The organism is Lysobacter sp. CA196 (genome assembly GCF_052078695.1).
GTDB lineage: Bacteria > Pseudomonadota > Gammaproteobacteria > Xanthomonadales > Xanthomonadaceae > Lysobacter.
In genome coordinates this window covers 60883-78062 of record NZ_JBQJIN010000027.1, presented here as the reverse complement: position 1 = coordinate 78062, position 17180 = coordinate 60883, and the positions used below count along the sequence as shown (strand labels likewise).

The 17180-nt window shown below is 66.4% G+C and carries 18 protein-coding genes and 1 pseudogene; 12 read left to right on the top strand and 7 right to left on the bottom strand.

The features are described 5' to 3' along the window. Nucleotides 1-642: 642 nt before the first annotated feature. On the bottom strand, nt 643-1089 hold the full coding sequence (locus tag ACTOWK_RS19225; protein WP_441331699.1) for a hypothetical protein: 447 nt from the start codon (nt 1087-1089) through the stop codon (nt 643-645). Nucleotides 1090-1119: 30 nt separating this feature from the next. Between ACTOWK_RS19225 and ACTOWK_RS19220 the strand changes: the two genes are divergently transcribed. The 5 genes from ACTOWK_RS19220 to ligD all read left to right on the top strand — a co-directional run bounded on the left by ACTOWK_RS19220 (nt 1120) and on the right by ligD (nt 6245). Beyond that, nucleotides 1120-1488, top strand: a complete 369-nt coding sequence (locus ACTOWK_RS19220) for a hypothetical protein (RefSeq protein WP_441331698.1) — start codon at nt 1120-1122, stop codon at nt 1486-1488. Continuing rightward, a complete protein-coding gene (locus ACTOWK_RS19215) occupies nt 1485-1943 on the top strand; it encodes a low affinity iron permease family protein (protein ID WP_441331697.1) in 459 nt (152 codons plus the stop codon). Before ACTOWK_RS19220 ends, ACTOWK_RS19215 begins: the two co-directional genes overlap by 4 nt. Further along, a complete protein-coding gene (locus tag ACTOWK_RS19210) occupies nt 1906-2514 on the top strand; it encodes a hypothetical protein (RefSeq protein WP_441331696.1) in 609 nt (202 codons plus the stop codon). The genes ACTOWK_RS19215 and ACTOWK_RS19210 overlap by 38 nt, the downstream gene beginning before the upstream one ends. 251 nt (nt 2515-2765) lie before the next feature. Further along, a complete protein-coding gene (ku, locus tag ACTOWK_RS19205; protein WP_441331695.1) occupies nt 2766-3656 on the top strand; it encodes a non-homologous end joining protein Ku in 891 nt (296 codons plus the stop codon). Between the two features lie 24 nt (nt 3657-3680). Further along, nucleotides 3681-6245 (top strand): DNA ligase D, encoded by a 2565-nt coding sequence (ligD, locus tag ACTOWK_RS19200; protein WP_441331694.1) that lies wholly within the window; start codon nt 3681-3683, stop codon nt 6243-6245. Between the two features lie 4 nt (nt 6246-6249). Here ligD and ACTOWK_RS19195 read toward each other — a convergent pair whose 3' ends face one another. After that, a complete protein-coding gene (locus ACTOWK_RS19195; RefSeq protein WP_441331693.1) occupies nt 6250-6723 on the bottom strand; it encodes an MgtC/SapB family protein in 474 nt (157 codons plus the stop codon). Between the two features lie 205 nt (nt 6724-6928). Here ACTOWK_RS19195 and ACTOWK_RS19190 point away from each other — a divergent pair. From ACTOWK_RS19190 to ACTOWK_RS19165, 6 genes and pseudogenes are all read left to right on the top strand, one after another. Then, nucleotides 6929-7099, top strand: a pseudogene (locus ACTOWK_RS19190) (HupB); the annotation flags it as partial. Nucleotides 7100-7256: 157 nt separating this feature from the next. Continuing rightward, nucleotides 7257-7616 (top strand): BON domain-containing protein, encoded by a 360-nt coding sequence (locus ACTOWK_RS19185; RefSeq protein WP_441331692.1) that lies wholly within the window; start codon nt 7257-7259, stop codon nt 7614-7616. A gap of 79 nt (nt 7617-7695) precedes the next feature. Continuing rightward, nucleotides 7696-8049, top strand: coding sequence for a DUF3247 family protein (locus ACTOWK_RS19180; RefSeq protein ID WP_441331691.1), 354 nt, complete (start codon nt 7696-7698; stop codon nt 8047-8049). Between the two features lie 54 nt (nt 8050-8103). Further along, entirely contained in the window at nt 8104-8337 is a 234-nt protein-coding gene (locus tag ACTOWK_RS19175) for a hypothetical protein (protein WP_441331690.1), read from the top strand. 125 nt (nt 8338-8462) lie between these two features. Continuing rightward, a complete protein-coding gene (locus tag ACTOWK_RS19170) occupies nt 8463-9089 on the top strand; it encodes a GIY-YIG nuclease family protein (protein WP_441331689.1) in 627 nt (208 codons plus the stop codon). Between the two features lie 103 nt (nt 9090-9192). Next, entirely contained in the window at nt 9193-9384 is a 192-nt protein-coding gene (locus tag ACTOWK_RS19165; RefSeq protein ID WP_441331688.1) for a hypothetical protein, read from the top strand. A gap of 42 nt (nt 9385-9426) precedes the next feature. On the opposite strand, the gene ACTOWK_RS19160 is transcribed toward ACTOWK_RS19165, so the two are convergent. Together ACTOWK_RS19160 and ACTOWK_RS19155 are read right to left on the bottom strand one after the other, a co-directional pair. Further along, nucleotides 9427-10005 (bottom strand): alpha-ketoglutarate-dependent dioxygenase AlkB family protein, encoded by a 579-nt coding sequence (locus tag ACTOWK_RS19160; protein WP_441331687.1) that lies wholly within the window; start codon nt 10003-10005, stop codon nt 9427-9429. Nucleotides 10006-10062: 57 nt separating this feature from the next. After that, on the bottom strand, nt 10063-11208 hold the full coding sequence (locus tag ACTOWK_RS19155) for an MFS transporter (RefSeq protein ID WP_441331702.1): 1146 nt from the start codon (nt 11206-11208) through the stop codon (nt 10063-10065). Between the two features lie 218 nt (nt 11209-11426). On the opposite strand from ACTOWK_RS19155, the gene ACTOWK_RS19150 reads away from it, so the two are divergent. Beyond that, nucleotides 11427-12218 (top strand): AraC family transcriptional regulator, encoded by a 792-nt coding sequence (locus ACTOWK_RS19150; RefSeq protein ID WP_441331686.1) that lies wholly within the window; start codon nt 11427-11429, stop codon nt 12216-12218. 88 nt (nt 12219-12306) lie between these two features. On the opposite strand, the gene ACTOWK_RS19145 is transcribed toward ACTOWK_RS19150, so the two are convergent. The 3 genes from ACTOWK_RS19145 to ACTOWK_RS19135 all read right to left on the bottom strand — a co-directional run bounded on the left by ACTOWK_RS19145 (nt 12307) and on the right by ACTOWK_RS19135 (nt 17145). After that, nucleotides 12307-13002: an alpha/beta hydrolase gene (locus tag ACTOWK_RS19145; RefSeq protein ID WP_441331685.1), complete on the bottom strand. Its 696-nt coding sequence runs from the start codon at nt 13000-13002 to the stop codon at nt 12307-12309. A 398-nt stretch (nt 13003-13400) separates the two neighbouring features. Beyond that, nucleotides 13401-14630, bottom strand: a complete 1230-nt coding sequence (locus ACTOWK_RS19140) for a hypothetical protein (RefSeq protein WP_441331684.1) — start codon at nt 14628-14630, stop codon at nt 13401-13403. Nucleotides 14631-14817: 187 nt separating this feature from the next. Then, entirely contained in the window at nt 14818-17145 is a 2328-nt protein-coding gene (locus tag ACTOWK_RS19135) for a glycogen debranching protein (RefSeq protein ID WP_441331683.1), read from the bottom strand. Between the last annotated feature and the right edge of the window lie 35 nt (nt 17146-17180).

Here is a 17180-nt window from a genome sequence, read left to right as displayed (position 1 = left end):
GGCGCTGAGACCTTGGCGGACCCAGGCCATGATGGCGCCGCGCTCTTCGGGACTCAGGTGGGTGTAGTGGTGGCCCATGTGCAGAACCCTTCGGTGGGTGATGCACTTAAGCTTAGAGACCGCCTTACCTTTCTTTTGTTGCTTTAGACAAAAGAAAGTAACCCGCCGCTTTAGTGGCGGAAGCTTTTCGCGTTTGATCCTGATCCTGATCCTGATCTTGCTCGGTCGATCCGAAGCGAGACCGCAACAACGATGTCGCGGCTTGCGCCGCTCCTACCCTGGTTCCAGTCGGGAGCGCCGCGAGGTTGAGGCGCCGTGGTCGCCGCTTCTAGGGTAGGAGCGGCGCGAGCCGCGACCACGTCCTGCCGACCTCCGGCGCACTCCTCAAGCAAGAGCAAAGCTTCCGTCCGCTGACGCGGCCGGGTTACTTTCTTTTGCTGGCCCAAAAGTCCCACAGGGAGTTCCTTCGGTCAAAGCTAACCAAAGGGAGGCCTTCCCTGCAAGGGCACAAGCCCGCGCGATCGAAGCCAACGCAGGGATGCTCCAGACAGGCCATCCATGGCCTGCTTGCGCACGGCCCGCATCCATGCGGGCCGCCCTACGGGTCTTCGATTTACCGGCAAAGCTACAAAGCCAAGCGGATCAAAATCTCGGCACGGCAAGGGCAAGGGCAACGGCAACGGCAACCGCAACGGCAACCGCAACCGCAACGGCTACGATCTCCTGAATGCGCGCGACCTGTTGGATGCACGGCAATCCGTCGACCCATTTACCCGCATCGCCAGTGTCGACATATCGCGCCCGTCGATCCATTTCGTCGCCTCGATAGGCGCGACTGCGAACTGCGTCGCCGTTCCTCGCTGAAGCGTTAAGCGAACGAGAAGGACGGCCTTGAACTTGATGAACGAATCGAAAATATTTCGCCCCGGCGATGACGTTTTCTTCGCGTGCCGCAATGGCAAGGTAGTTCCGCAGTCGATACGTCCACCAGCGAGCGTGCCGCGCCAGGACATCGCGTCCATCGGTCCAACGCGGCATCGGGTGATGCTCACCCTGCCGGTCCTGCCCACGCATCTGTTCGCTCGCCATGCGCCGGGCTCTTGCTCTGAGGAGTCGATCATGACCGTCTATGCGAACCGTTTTCACGAGGCGGATGTTTCGACGATCGAATCGTCGACCAGCGATGCCGCGGATTCGGCGCCCTTGCTGGAAGTGCTGGACCTCGATTCCGAGCTGACCTATTGGCGCAATCACTATCGCGGCCTGATCGATCGGCCGGGGTTGCGCTACAGCGACTACGAGCCCGCGGTGAAAGTCGGCCTGGATGCTTATATGCGCAGCCGCGGCCGGACCCTGGAGGAGATGCAGGACGGCATCGGCGTGTGCTATCGCCGCACCCGCGGAGCCTCGCGCCTGGACTGGGACGAAGCCCGCACCGTGGTCGAGGCGGCCTGGAGCCGGCTCGAACATCGGACTTCGCGCCCATGAGCCTGCGCCACGCTTTCGAGCGCGGCGCGAAGGCGGCCTGCCGCTTTACCGGGCATCCACTGTGTTTCGGTCTCGCGATCGGGGTAGTGCTGGCCTGGGTCGTCGCCGGCCCGTTGTTCGGCTTCAGCGATACCTGGCAGCTGGTCATCAATACCGGCACGACCATCATCACCTTCCTGATGGTGTTCCTGATCCAGAACTCGCAGAACCGCGACGCCGCCGCGGTGCAGATCAAGCTCGACGAGTTGATACGCGCGACCCAGGCCGCCGAGGACGCCTTGCTCGATCTGGAGGAACTCGACGAGGACACGCTGGAGAAGTTCCGCCAACGCTACGAGCGCCTGGCCCGCAACGCCCGCATCGGCAGGCCGCGCTCGCCCGATGAACCTTCTTTTCCCGAGGATGAGGACACCGACCATGAAGAAGACTCAGCCGCACGCCCCGCAAGTCCGTGAGCTGCTGTATCAGGCGCTGGAGACCGAGCAGGGCGGCATCAAGATCTACCAGGCCGCGGTCGAATGCGCGGTCAACGACGATCTGCACCGGGAATGGCAAGGCTATCTGGACGAGACCCGCACTCACGAGCGAGTACTGCTCAACGTGTTCAAGGAGCTCGGCCTGGACCCGAAGGAGCGCACGCCGGGGCGCGAGGTCGTCGCCCATATCGGCCAGTCCCTGGAAAAGGCGATCCGCATGGCGCAGAAGGCCGGTGACGCCGACGCTGCGCAGTTGGTCGCAGCCGAATGCGTGGTGCTGGCCGAGACCAAGGACCATATGAACTGGGAACTGATCGGCCACCTGGTCGAGCACGCGAAGGGCGACGGCCTGGAGGTGCTGAAGCAGGCTCACGAGGCGGTCGAGTCCGACGAAGACCATCACCTCTACCACACCACCGGTTGGACCCGCGAGCTGTGGATCGAATCGCTCGGGCTGCCGGCGGTGTTGCCGCCGCCGGAAGAGGTCAAGCAGGTCGAGACCGCGATCGGCGCGGCGCGCGCCGAGCAGGCGCGCAGTCGGATGTTGTGATGACTGGGGAGCGCGGCCCTGCGTTGTCGCGGCCGCCGCGGTGCAGCGCGGCGGCGCGGCAGCGCAGGAGGCAGGGTCAGGACCCGGCGAGCTGCGAATACCGTGAAGACCGCAGGCGGCGCCATGCCGCCTGATGGTTTGGCTGAGGGCGGCACGAAGGTGCCTTCGTTCACCCCGGTTCAACGCTCGCAGCGGCACAGTCGAAGGCCGATGTTCCCGCCGGCGATGCGAGCCGGCTTTGCGAGGTAGCCATGGCGCGCCCGATCTGGACCGGAACCCTGTCGTTCGGACTGCTCAACATCCCGGTCAAGCTGATGACCGGTGAACGCCGGGTCGATCTGCATTTCCGCATGCTCGACAGCCGCAACAAGGCGCCGATCCGCTACGAGCGGGTCAACGAGGAGACCGGCGAGGAAGTGCCGTGGAAGGAGATCGTCAAGGCCTTCGAGTACGACAAGGGCAGTTACGTGGTGATCGAGGAAGCCGACATCGCCGCGGCCGCGCCCGACCACAAGGAAACCGTCGACATCGACGCCTTCGTCGAGGCCGCCTCGATCGGCGCCCAGTTCTACGAAAAACCCTATGTGCTGGAACCGGGCAAGAAAGCCGAGAAGGGCTACGTCCTGCTGCGCGAGGTGCTCAAGCGCACCGGCATGGTCGGCATCGGCCGGGTGGTGATCCGTACCCGCGAGTACCTGGCTGCGGTGGCGCCGCACGACGACGCCCTGATGTTGATGATCCTGCGCTACGCCCAGGAACTGGTCGACCCGAGCGACTACAAACTGCCCGAAGGCGCGTTGGCGAAGTGGAAGATTTCCTCGCGCGAGGTCGAGATGGCCGAACAGCTGATCAAGTCGATGAGCGGCGAGTGGAAGCCTGAGAGCTACAAGGACGATTTCCGCCAGCGCCTGCACAAGGTCATCGAACAACGGGTGAAGTCGAAGAAGGTGGTGCGCGGCAAGCCCGTCGACGAATCGAAACTGCCGGAGAACGCCGCGACCAACGTCATCGACTTCGCCGAGCTGCTCAAGCGCAGCCTGGAGAAGAAAGGCGGGCAGGGCGCGGGCAAGCGCCCTGCCAAGAAGGCCGCCGCCAAGAAGACCGCGAAGGCGACCAAGAAGCGCGCGCGCAAGTCGGCGTGATGGCCCGGGTCTAGGGACTGCGCCGTGACTCTGCGCGACTACGTCCGCAAACGCCGCTTCGACGCCACCCCGGAGCCGGACGCCGACCGCAGCCGCGCACGCCGCGTCCGGCGCAAGGCGCCGATCTTCGTGGTCCAGCTGCATCATGCGCGCGCCCGCCACTACGACTTCCGCCTCGAAGCCGACGGCGTGCTCAAGAGTTGGGCGGTGCCCAAGGGGCCGTCGCTGCGTGCCGGCGAGCGTCGGCTCGCGGTCGAGGTCGAAGACCATCCGCTTTCCTATGCCGATTTCGAGGGCGATATCCCGCCAGGCCAGTACGGCGCCGGCCATGTCGACATCTTCGATCGCGGCACCTGGCGCACCGACGAGAATGCGCTCGGCCAGATCGCCGCCGGCAAGCTCGATTTCGAACTCGACGGCGAGCGCCTGCACGGCCGCTTCACCCTGGTGCGCACCCGACCGTCCGGCAAGCAACCGCAATGGTTGTTGATCAAGCGCAACGACGAGCATGTGCGCGACAGCGATGCCGACCGCATGCTCGACGAACCGGTCCAGACCGCGGAGCCGGTCGCGAAACCGGCAGCGAAGAAGGCAGCGAAGAAAGCCGCAAAGAAGGCAGCGAAAAAGGCCGCGGCCGGGAAACCGCGTGCAGCAGCGGCGAAGGGGCGCGTATCGGCCGCTTGGCGCAGGGCTGCCATGGCCTTGCCCGGCGCAGTCGCGGTGACGATGCCCAAGGACATCGAATTGCAGTTGGCGACCCTGCGCGATTACCCGCCGAGCGGTGGCGATTGGCAGTTCGAGGTCAAATGGGACGGCTACCGCATGCTCGCCTACGTGCAACGCGGGGTGCGCCTGCAATCGCGCAACAAGGTCGATTGGAGCGAGCGGTTTGCGCATCTGGCCGAGGTCATCGCCGGCCTGCCGGTGCGTAGCGCGATCTTCGACGGCGAGCTGATCGCCGCCGACCGCACCGGACGCAGCGATTTCGGCGAGTTGCAGCGCTTGCTCGAAGCCGGGCGACTGGAGTCCCTGCGCTATGTGATCTTCGACCTGCTGTACCTGGACGGCATCGATCTGCGCGCCGCGGCGCAGTCGCAGCGCCGCGACTTGCTGCGCGAGCTGTTGGCGGCCTCGAGCTCGCACGCGCTGGCGTTCAGCGAGCATGTCGAGGGCTCGGCCGAACAGGTGCTCGCAGCGAGCGTCGAGGCCGGCCTGGAAGGCATCATCTGCAAGCGCGCCGATGCGCCGTACCGTGGCGGCCGCAGCCAGGCCTGGATCAAGCTCAAGCATGTCGCCGACGAGGAGTTCATCGTCGTCGGCCACACCCCGCCGAAGAACAGCCGGCATGGATTCGGTGCTCTGCTGCTGGCCCGTCCCGGCATCGACGGCCTGGAGTACGTCGGCCGCGTAGGCAGCGGATTCAGCGATGCCGTGTTGCGCAGCCTGAGCAAACGCCTGCAGGCACTGGGCCGCGAAGAGGCGGTGGTGGAGCTGCCCGAACACGTGCCGTTCCCGCGGCGCTCGGTGCGTTGGGTCGAGCCCGATCTGGTCGTCGACGTGCATTCGCGCGGGCGAGGCAAGGAAGGCTTGATCCGCCAGGCCAGTTTTCTGCGTCTGCGCGAAGACAAGCAGGCCTCCGACCTGAGCGCCGCCGTCGCCGCCGCCCAGGCCGAGCCGAAATCGCGACGCTCGGGAACGCGGCGCGCCCGACCCTCGAAGGAGACATCGATGAGCGAGACCCGGCTCAGCCATCCCGAACGCATCGTCTATCCCGGCGCGAAGATCAGCAAAGGCGAGGTCGCCGACTATTACCGCGCGGTCGAAGCCTGGTTGCTGCCGGAATTGATGGATCGTCCGCTGTCCTTGCTGCGCTGTCCGGACGGCATCGCTGCCCAGTGTTTCTTCCAGAAACACCATGCCGACAGCCTCGGCGCCGGGGTGCATCCGGTGAGCCTGCGCGAGTCCGCCGGCCAGGCCGACTACGTCTACGTGCGCGACATCAAGGGCGTGCTCGCGCTGGTGCAGATGAACACTCTCGAATTCCATCCCTGGGGCGCGAAGCGGCAGGCGCCGGACAAGCCGGACCGCCTGGTGTTCGATCTGGACCCGGCCGAGGACATCGCCTGGAGCGAGCTCAAACGTGCCGCGCGCGAAGTGCGCGACCGGCTCGCCGAGATCGGACTCGACAGTTGGCCGCGATTGTCCGGCGGCAAGGGCGTGCACGTGGTGGTGCCGATCCGGCCCAGGCCCGATTGGGCCGAGGCGAAGGCCTTCAGCGAAGCCTTCGCCGACGCCATGGCCGCGCAGTCGCCGCTGCGCTATCTCGCGACCGCATCCAAGGCCGCGCGCAAGGGCCGCATCTTCATCGACTGGCTGCGCAATGCGCGCGGCGCCACCAGCGTGGCGAGTTGGTCGCTGCGCGCACGCGAGGGCGCGCCGGTGGCGATGCCGCTGCGGTGGGGCGAATTTTCGCGTGCGCGTTCTTCGAGCGACTTCGATCTGGCCAAGGCGCTGCGCCGCGCGTCGCGTCTGCGCAGCGATCCGTGGGAAGGCTTCGCCGACAGTCGCCAGCGTTTGCCGACGATATGAAGCCTCAGGAGGATCCGCGCGGCGGTTTCGTGCCCACCTTGCGCTCGGCGAGGTTGAGCAGGAACAGGACCAGCAAGGTCAGCACGGTCGCGGCGAACGCGAGCAGGTGATAACGCAGGCCGGTGCTGGCGCCGATCACCGCGACCATCAACAACGAGGCCGCGGTGGTGATGCCGGAGATCGCCTGGCCGCCGCGCTGGGCGAAGATGGTGCCGGCGCCGATGAACGACACGCCCGCTACGACCGCTTCGACCAGGCGCAAGGGGTCGATGTTGACCAGGAAGGGCATGTGGAAACGTGGGTCCATGATCGCCAACTGGCCCACGCCGACCAGCAGCGAGGAGGCGCCCGCGACCAGCATGTGGGTGCGGAATCCGGCCGGTCGATTCTTCAGCTCGCGCTCCAGGCCGATGGTTCCGCCCAGCGCCATCGCATAAGCGGTGCTGCCGACCACCCAGAGTTGATTCAGCAGTTCCATGAATGCGCTCCCCGATCGGTTTTCGATCAGTTTCGGCCTGCCTTTTTGATAACCGGCACCGTGTGAGGCGTCGGTGACCGCGGATCGTCGTGACGGTGCGCAGATGAATCCAACACTCGGCGCTAACGGCGCGCTGTCCTGGCCTTAACTCCGCGGCGGTTAGCGTCGCATCGTCATTCATGCGTTCTGGAACAGGAGAGCGGTCATGTCTCGCGGAGATAAATCCTCCTACACCGACAAGCAGAAACGCCAGGCCGAACATATCGAACAGCAGTACAAGAAGGACGGCGTGTCGCAGAAAGAAGCCGAGGAGCGCGCCTGGGCCACCGTCAACAAGCAGGACGGCGGCGGCAAGAAATCCGGCTCGGGCCGCAAAGACCATCATTGAGTGCACGCATCATCGAGTGCAAGTCTGCCAGTGGTCTTCGAACCTGAAGAGAGCGAAAAGGCCCGCTCCGCGCATAGCCAGGGTTGCGACCTTGGTAACAGTTTCGGCGCCGGGCGAAAGTCTCCCCATAGTTGAGGACTCCATCATGAAATCCATACGTCTCGCGAGTTTCGCATTGGTCCTGGCCGTGTCCGGCACCGCCCTGGCGGCGCCGCAATCGGCGGCCGGCGTCAACGACCCAGCCACCGCGACCGGCAACGAATCGGCGCAGCCGGTCAGCGACACCTGGATCACCACCAAGGTCAAGGCCGAGCTGTTGGCCGCCAAGGGCGTGTCCGGCACCGACATCAACGTCGAAACCGTCAACGGCGTCGTCAAGCTGTCCGGACATGTCGACGGCAAGGCCGAGGCCGCCAAGGCGGTCGACGTCGCCCGCAAGGTCGACGGCGTCAAGAACGTCGACAGCACGGCTCTGGTTGCGACCAAGAGCACCAGCAGCAAGTAAGCGTAAGCGACATCACCAGCGACATCATGTTCGGCGACAGCAGGCATTCCCCGGCCTGCCGGCCGCATAGGACGGAGCGATGACCCAGCTAGCCGATCGTGTCCATACCGATCCCGCCGAGATCCGCCGATTGAGCCTCTTGATCGAGCGGCTGCCCGACGAAGGTTTGGTCGATATCGTTCTGGTCGATGGCAGTCGGCAGGTCGGGGTCGTCGCGACCCGGCCGAGCCTGCAGACCTTTCTCGATGCCGACGGCAACGAGGGCGCCAACGCGGTGCTGCGGCTGGAAGACCTTCACGGCGAAGGCCATGTGGCCTATCTGTGGCTCGACGAGATCGTGAAAGTGCGCTCCTTGCAGTCCGACGAGCGCGAGTTCGCTCGTTCATCGAGCCGCGGCCCGCCGCCCAAGCGCACGCCGCCCAAGCGCGAGTAAGTTGCGAGAGCCGCGGCTGCCGAATGCCGCACCGCCACTCAACAGGAGCCGGTCATGGCCGTTTGCGATGTTTGCGGAAACCAGTACGACAAGACCTTCACCGTATCCATGGGTAAGCGCAGCGGCACCTTCGATTCGTTCGAGTGCGCGATCCATGCGATGGCGCCGCGGTGCGCGCATTGCGATTGCCGCATCGTCGGACACGGCATCGAGGACGACGGCACCTTTTACTGTTGCGTGCATTGCGCCAGGAGCGCCGGCGTCAGCGGGGTCGCGGACCGCGCATGAGCCTGCCCCGAAGGCAGCCGCAAGGGATCCGCGAATCGGAGGTCTTGCGCACAGTTTTCCGCATCGCAGCGAGGCCTCCAGCGAGCATGCTTTCGGCTTCACCGGCAATCGGCGATGCTAAGCCCATGCGCGCCATCCGCTCGTCCGATCCCGCGGTAATACGCAGCGCCAGCGAAGGCGTCTGTTATCTGTACGTGCTGCCCTGCGCCTACGAAGACCTGCTCAAGCTGGGTTTCTCGCGCGGGCCGCTGGGCCGCATCCAGGCGCTGCAGGCGCGCTTTTTCGAGTTCTTCGATCTGGACCAGGCCTTCCTGGTCGAGACCGAGACCGTGCGCGACGCGCGCAAGCTGGAGCTGGACCTGCATCATCGCCTGATCGACCACAACGCGCCGGCGCCGCTGACGGTGAACGTGCGGGCCGGCGGCCACAGCGAGTGGTATCGCGGCGCCTATCGAGCGCTGACCGAGGAGGCGTCGCGCCTGCAAGCGACAGGGCACAGCGTGCATCGCCCGTTGCGTGCCTGGCTGCGGCGCGAACTCGCCGCCCAGGGCGACAGCCTCTGCGACCGCAGCGCAGCCTTGATGGCGCAGCTGCAAGGCGACGTGTCATTGCTCGATCAACCCGAATTGCAGGCGCTGCGGCGCAAGCTGCTCGACTCGCTCGATGCGCATGCCGCCTTGGGCGTCGAGCTGGAACCGCGCTTGCCCGAGGCCTTGCTGGACTGGTATCGCGCGACCGGTTCGCGGGGCTGAGGGTTCGGCCGGCGCGGCCATGGCAGACAGGCAGATCGACACCGACAGATAGGCGAGCAAGGCCCGACACCGGCATTCGCCACACCACAGGAGCGATACGATCATGACCCGACTCGACAAGCCGCTGCGACGCGAAGTGGAGATCGACGGCAAGCTGTACACGCTGACGCTCGATCCCGATGGCCTGAAACTGTCCGAGAAAGGCCGGCGCAAAGGCCTCGCCTTGAGCTGGAACGATCTGGTCTCCGGCGATGCGGCGCTGGCCGCGGCACTGCAGGCGTCGACCGAGGACTGAGCCGGCGCGCGGCTCAGTGCTTGGTGTCCGGTCGGTGCGCACTCAGTCGGTGCGCACCCGGAACGCCAGGCTGATGCGCGGGTCGAGCACGCCGGGCGCCTTCGGTATGCCGTGGTCGTAGTGCTGCTGCGAGGCATGGCTCATGACCACCAGGCTGCCGGATTCGAGTTGCAGCTGCCAGGTGGCGTGCGGTGCCCGCTTGGCCCGTACCGTCATGCGCCGGGTCGCCCCGAGCGAGAGCACCGCGATCGGCCGGCCCGGTGCGAGGTTGTGCAGCTTGTCGTTGTGCAGCGCGACGCTGTCGCGGCCGTCGCGATATAGATTCAGGCCGACGCTGTTGAACGGTGCCTGCAACAGTTCGCCGACGCGTTCGGCGGTGGCGCCGAGCATCGGCGGCAGGGCGTCGCGGTCGAGACGGTACATCGCCATGCGCCGCGGCACGTCGACCAGCCGCTCGTACATCATGCGTTGCTGCGAGGTCCACGCCGCCTGTTCGAGCAGGGTCGCGAACAGCCGCATCGACCACTCGCCATCGAACACGCCCGGCAGATAGCGCACGCCGCCTTCGGCGTCGCGGATCGGTTGCTGCGGGTCGGTGTCGAACAGCGAATGCTGATGCATGGCGCATGATGCGACGAAACATTCTCAGGCTGCGAGACGACCGCGATCGAGCCGAAGTCAGGCCCCGGCAGCCGGTTTCTCCAGCTTCGGCAGGAACCAGGCCAGCAGGCCGATCGCCGGCAGATAGGCGCACAGACCGTACACGGCCTCGATGCCGATGCGGTCGGCGAGCTGTCCCAGGGCCGCGGCGCCCAGGCCGCCCATGCCGAAGGCGAAGCCGAAGAACAGGCCGGCGATGACGCCGGTGCGGCCCGGCACCAGTTCCTGCGCATAGACCAGGATCGCCGAGAACGCCGAGGCCAGGACCAGACCGATCACCACCGTCAGCGCCGTGGTCCAGAACAGGTCGGCATGCGGCAGCAGCAGAGTGAAGGGCAGCACGCCGAGGATCGAAAACCAGATCACGTAGCGGCGGCCGATGCGGTCGCCGATCGGCCCGCCGAGCAGGGTGCCGGCGGCGACCGCGCCGAGGAAGACGAACAGGTGCACCTGCGCGTCCTGCGCCTTGAGCTGGAATTTTTCCATCAGGTAGAAGGTGTAGTAGCTCGACAGGCTGGCCATGTAGAAGTACTTGGAGAAGATCAGCACCGCCAGCACGGCCATGCTGCGGGCGATGGTCTTGCGAGGCAGGGTCGCGCGCGCGGCGTTCGCCTGTTTCTTGCGCTGCGCCGGGATCTGCTCGCGGTACCACACGCCGATGCGGCTCAGGATCACGATCGCGGTCAGCGCGGCGAACGCGAACCAGCCGACGCTGCCCTGGCCGCGCGGCATCACCACGAAAGCGGCGAGCAGGGGGCCGAGCGCGGAACCGACGTTGCCGCCGACCTGGAACAGCGACTGGGCCAGGCCGTGGCGGCCGCCCGAGGCCATGCGCGCGACGCGCGAGGATTCGGGGTGGAACACCGACGAGCCCGAGCCGACCAGGGCCGCGGCGAGCAACAGCATCGGGAAGCTCGAAGCGCGCGACAACAGCAGCAGGCCGGTCAGGGTGAAGCCCATGCCGATCGCGAGCGAGTAGGGCATCGGCCGTTTGTCGGTGTAGATGCCGACCAAGGGCTGCAGCAGCGAGGCGGTGACCTGGAAGGTCAGGGTGATCAGGCCGATCTGGCCGAAATCGAGCTTGAACGCGTCCTTCAGCAGCGGATAGATCGCCGGCAGCAAGGACTGGATCATGTCGTTGAGCAGGTGGCAGACGCTGAGCATCGCCAGGATCGGCAAAGCGATGCGTCCCGCGGCTTCGGCGGGCTTCTCGCCGGCCTCGAAGACGGGCAGCGCGGCGGTCGCAGGCGTATCGATCAGGATGTCGGCCGGCGTATCGGCCCGCGTATGGGGAGTATCGAGCGTGTTCATGGCGCCCAGTAGACGCCGCCGTGCGCATGCCCGCACTATTGTTCAGGTCAACAATCTTCGAGATCGGGCCAATGCGCAATGTCCATCCGACCCAGGTCGACATCTTGCCGGGTCGGATCGTCGCGACCTCGAACGATTATCCGGCCCATCGCCGCATCGCCCGCCATCGCCATCGCCGCTCGCAGCTGTTGTACTCCGCGCACGGCATCATGGTGGTGGGCACCGAGACCGGGCGCTGGATCGTGCCGCCGGAGCGTGCGGCCTGGATCCCGGCCGGCATGGCCCACGACGTGCACGTGCTGGTCGCGATCAGCACCCGCAGTGTGTATATCGAACCCGAGGTCAGCGCGGCGCTGCCGCAGGATTGCCGGGTGATCGGGGTGTCGCCGCTGATGCGGCAGTTGCTGCTGGAAACCCTCGACCTGCCGCTGCAGGCCGAACGCGGTTCGCGGCCCGACCTGATCTATTCGCTGATCGTGCAGGAGATCGAGCGCGCGCCGGTGTTGCCGCTGGACATTCCGTTCCCGGCCGATGCGCGCCTGGCCAAGCGCTGCCGCACCTATCTCGCGCATCCGTCGCCGCACGACACCATCGACGATTGGTGCCGCGACCTGGCGATGAGCCGGCGCACCTTCACCCGCCGTTTCCGCAGCGAAACCGGCACCAGCTTCGCCCAGTGGTGCCGGCAGGCGGCGATCTTCGCCGCCCTGCCGCGCCTGGCCGCGGGCGAGGCGATCACCGCGTTGGCGCTGGACCTGGGCTACGAAAGCGCCTCGGCGTTCACCACCATGTTCAAGCGCCTGATCGGCATGCCGCCGAGCCGTTATTTGGCGATGTCGCATGGGCCGCGTGCTTCCGGGTAGGAGCGGCGCTAGCCGCGACCGAGAATCCGCAACTACGACGTAGCCCCAGCGCAGCGGGACGCAACCGTCCCGCTCGCCGTAGCCGCGGTCAGCGCGAAGCCACCGCCGCGGCGGCTTCCTCGATCAGGGCCGAAACTTCGAGCGGACGCGAAGCCAGCGAGGCGTGGCTCGCATCGAGCTCGATCACCTTGCGTGCGTTCAAACGCGCCGACATGCGCCGCTGGTTTTCCGGCGAGATCATCCGGTCCTCGCTGGAGATCTGGTACCAGCTCGGCTTGCTCTTCCACGCAGGGGTCGTGACCGTGTCGCCGAAGGTGCTCGCCAACGGCGCCTTCTGGGTCACGCCCATGACCAGGCCTTCGTCGGCGCTGAGGTCCTGGCAGAAATCCTGGTGGAACTTGTCCGCGCTCAGCCACAGATAGCCGTCGCTGTCCGGCGCGAGGTCCGGCGCCGCCTGCGGCACGGCCTGCTGGGTGATGCCGCCGGGGCTTTCGCCGGCGTCCGGCGCGAATGCGGCGATATAGACCAGCCCGGCCACGTTCGGATGATTGCCGGCCTCGGTGATCACCGCGCCGCCGTAGGAATGGCCGACCAGCAGCACCGGCCCGTCGACTTGGGCGACCATCTTGCGGGTGCGCTCGACGTCGTCGGCAAGCGAGGTCAGCGGCAGCTCGACCGCGCGGACGGAATGCCCCTTGCGCGCGAGTTCGACGATGACGCGGTTCCAGTGGGCCGCGCCGCCCCAGAAGCCGTGGACGAGGACGATGGTCGGTTGACTGCTCATGTTCGTATTCCCGAATGGTGGTGCCAACACCTGGGTGTATGGGGCGCCGTTGGCGTGGCGGCCCGGAGGACTGGTCCTGAGCCTGTTCTGCGAGCGGCGAGCGTTTCACGCCCGCGCGGATGCCGCCGTGAAGCCGCGGGCGGGGGTTACAGGTTCGCAACGCCGCCCCACGACCGGCTTGTGGCCGTGCCGGCCGGAGCGCTTAACGTAGGGCTCTGTCGCGGCCGCGGCGTGACCGAAACGCCGCAATCGGATGCCGATCGCAGATCGCCGCGCGGGTCGGCTACGGTTCCGAGCCGGCCTTCAGCCGCAGTTTCCGGCGTCCGTTCGACAGCGCGCCAAGCGATTACCGCAAGCGGCTGCGCGAGTCGCCGCCGGGTTGACTGCGTCGGGCGCGCTCAAGCGCTCGGTGCCAACAAGGTGATGACCCAGACGTCGACGCCGTTGTTCTGGGTCTGTTCGACCGACTGCACCACGAACGAAGTCCCCGGGGCGAAGGTGTACTCGATCTTGCTCGGGTCGTCCGACAGCGGGGTGATGTAGCTGGCGGCATCCCAGACCCAGGCGCCTTCGGGCGGATTGGCGATCAGGACGATGCCGTTCTGGTACTGCATCGCCTCGGCCATGCTGCTGCCGAAGCTCCAGACCATCTTGGTGGTGATGGTGTCGCCGGGCTGGATGTAGTCGGCGATGGCCACATCGAAATCGATCTGCAACGGCAGCGTGTCGGGGCCGGCATTGAGCGGGCATTGCAGGAACTCGATGCCGAAATGCTCCATGCCCAGCTGGTAGATGTCCATCTGCCCACTGAAGAGCTGCGGCTGGTCGACGATGCTGGTGCGCGGCATCGACTGGTAGGCCGCGGCGAGCAGGCGGTTCTCGACGTCGCTGAACTGCTGCAGCTGGGTCGCCACCGCGGCGAGTTGCGACTGCACGTCGGCCAGCGACGAGGCCGGCGTCATGATGAACGAGTGCATGTAGTCCGGGTCGCTGGGGTTGTAGGTGTTCCAGTTCGATTCCCAGATCGCGTTGGCGATGCTGCCCTGGTCCAGCGGCAGCGGCGTCTGCGCGATGCCGGTGTACTCGAAGATCTTCATCAAGACCATGCGGGTGAACGAGGCCGTGGTCCAGTCGTAGATCGACATCGCCAGTTGGAAGCTGTACGGCGTGAACGGGAAGAACTGCGCGCCGAGCGAGGCGATCTGGGCGAAGCTCTTGCCGGGCGCATCCGGGATGTTCTGATACGGCACGTATTTGCCGGCGATCATCGTGTCCAGATAAGCCGCATCGGCGGCCGCGATCACCGGCAGCGGCTTGAGCTGGCCGGACTGGTTGACCCCGGTCGCGACTGCCGTCACCGTGAAGCTGCCGTCGCCGGGCAGGTACAGGTCGAAGCTGGCGGTGGGGTTGGGCGTGTAGTCGAAGTCGGCGCCGTTGAAGTCGACGAAATCCATCACCGGCCCGGACGGAAAACCGTTCTGGAAATCGGTGACGTCGAGAAAACCCTCGCCGTCGACGATCAGACGGCTCGATACGCCCTTGCCGCCGCGCCAGGTGCCGATGGGCAAGCCGTCGCTGAACCACAGCGAGGCTTCGCTCGGATTGCGGATGGTCTGGAACTGCCACATAGCGGCCTCCTTGGCCTTCGATGGGCCTCGGCGTGTCGGAACCGACGCGGTCGCGATGCGGAACGTGACCGGCGACACGCGTCGTCGCCCGCGTTCCGAGCGCGGATCAGCCCATACAACGCGACTGCGCGGCGATCGCGGCCATGCTGGAGGCACGGCGCTCGCGATCAGGTGGCGGTTGCGCAGATTACCTGGCGATCAACAGCAGCAGCGAACGGGCCTGCAAGCCATAGGTGACGTTCTCGCCGCCGATCAGGGTTTCCGAGCCCGGCAGCGCGACCGCGTTCGGACCTTCGTTCCAGGTCGCGGTGTCGGTGACGCGGTACCACTGCTTGCCGTTGCCGGGCCAGGGCAGGACGAAGTTCACCGGCCCGGACCAGGCGTTGTAGGCGACATAGATCGCGCTGGCCGGATCGGCGAACTCGCTGCCGTCGATGCGCCAGGCGATGGCGTGATTGCCGGTGCCGTTGAAATAAGCCGCATCGGCCTGGACCCCATCGGGCTTGAACCAGCGCAACTGCTCCATGACGTTGCCGTTGCTGTCCGCGCCGCTGTAGAAATTGGCCGGACGCAGCGCCGGATGCGCCTTGCGGAAGGCGATCAGGCGCTTGCTGTAGGTCTCGTGGTCGGCCTCGACGCTGTCGCGGGTCCAGTACAGCCAGTTCGCGGCCGAATCCAGGTTGTAGGTGTTGTTGTTGCCGAACTGGGTGCGCAGGACTTCGTCGCCGCCGGTGAGCATCGGCACGCCGGCGCTCAGCATCATGAAGGCCAGCCCGGTGCGCGCGGCCTTGCGTTGCTCCAGCACCACGCCGGCCTGGTCCCAGCTCAGGTTGTGGTCTTCGCCGCCGTCGGAGGGGCCGTAGGGCCAGGGCTGGTTGTTCTGCTTGTCGTTGTAGGCGTAGAGGTCGTTGAGGGTGAAACCGTCGTGGGCGACCATGAAATTGATCGAGTGCCAGGGCTTGCGGCCGTCGTCGCCGTAGAGGTCGCTGGACCCGGCGAAGCGCGAGGCCAGGGTGCCCGGGGTCACCGTTTCGACACCGAGCTTGTTCTGCTTCTTGCGCAGCGCATCGCGGTACAGGCCGTTCCATTCCGCCCAACCGGCGGGGAAGTTGCCGACCTGGTAGGAGTTGCCGCCGATCGCCCAGGGCTCGGCGATCAGGTCGAGGCCGGCGCCGCCGCCGGTCGGCCGCGGCGGCAGCTCGGCGACGATGCGGTTGAGCGCGTTGCCGGCGTCGCTCTTGTCGAAGTTGAAGCAGCCGTGCTGACAGCTGTTGCCGAGCACCGAGGCCAGGTCGAAGCGGAAGCCGTCGACGCCGAGCGCGTCGCGCCAATAGGCCAGCGAATCGACGATCAGGTTCTGGGCGACGGTGTTGCGGGTGTTGTAGTTGCCGCCGACGCCGGTGTTGTCCCAGGGCGACTTGAAGTCGGCGGTCAGCGAGTAATAGGCGGGGTTGTCGAGGCCGCGCCAGGACAGCAGGTTGTACACGGTCAGTCCGTCGCTGCCGCCCCAGGGGCCGCCTTCGCCGGTGTGGTTGTAGACCACGTCGATGTAGACCTTGATGCCGGCGTCATGGAAGGCCTTGACCATCGCCTTCCATTCGCGGGTCGGCCCGCCGGCGCTTTTGTCGGCGGCGTAGCGGCGGTCGGGGGCGAAATAGTTCAGGGTCATGTAACCCCAGTAGTTATCGTTCGCGGTCGAGTTGGGGTCGACGTCGTTGTGGTCGTTCTGCGCTTCCTGCACCGGCAGGAATTCGATCGCGGTGACGCCGAGGCCGGCCAGATAGGCGGCTTTGCGCGCGGCCCCGGCATAGGTGCCGCGTTCGGCGGCGGGCACGCTGCTGTCGTTGCGGGTCAGGCCGCGCACGTGCACCTCGTAGATCACCTCGTCCTTGAGCGCGCGCGTCGGCTTGCTGCCGACCGAGGAAGCATCGGCGGTCAGGGCCACGCTCTTGCTGGCGCAGGCGCCGCTGTCCTTGTTGCGATGGCCGGCGCCGCTGGCGTAGATCGTGCCGTCGGCGCAGGCGGCGGTGTTCGGGTCCTGGCTGATTTCGCGCGTGTAGGGGTCGATCAACAGCTTGTTCGGATTGAAGCGGTTGCCGGCGTTGTCGACGTCGCTGACGAAACCGGTGCCGCTGCCCTTGCTCCAGGCGGCGTCGTAGGGCCAGTTGGGGCCCCAGGCGCGATAGCCGTAATAGACCGTGCCGGTGATGCCGTAGCTGGTCTTGATGGTGCTGGTCGCGACCGACTTCGACCAGACCTGGGTCGCGGCGTCCTTGCTCAGGCTCAGGCGCGCGACTTCCTGTGCACCGGATGCGGTCTTGTACAGCCAGACCTCGATGCGGGTGGCGCGCGAGGAATAGACGCGGAAGTTCAGATTGCTCTGGCTGGCATCGTAGCGCGCACCCAGTTGCTGGGCGTCGACGGCGGCGCGCGCTTCGCCCGTCGACAGCAGGCCCAGCATCGTCGTCAGAACCACACCCGCCACGCCGTTCCACCACCGCGTCTGATCGCCCATCGCCACGCACTCCTGTCGAGTCGGAAAGCGCGCGG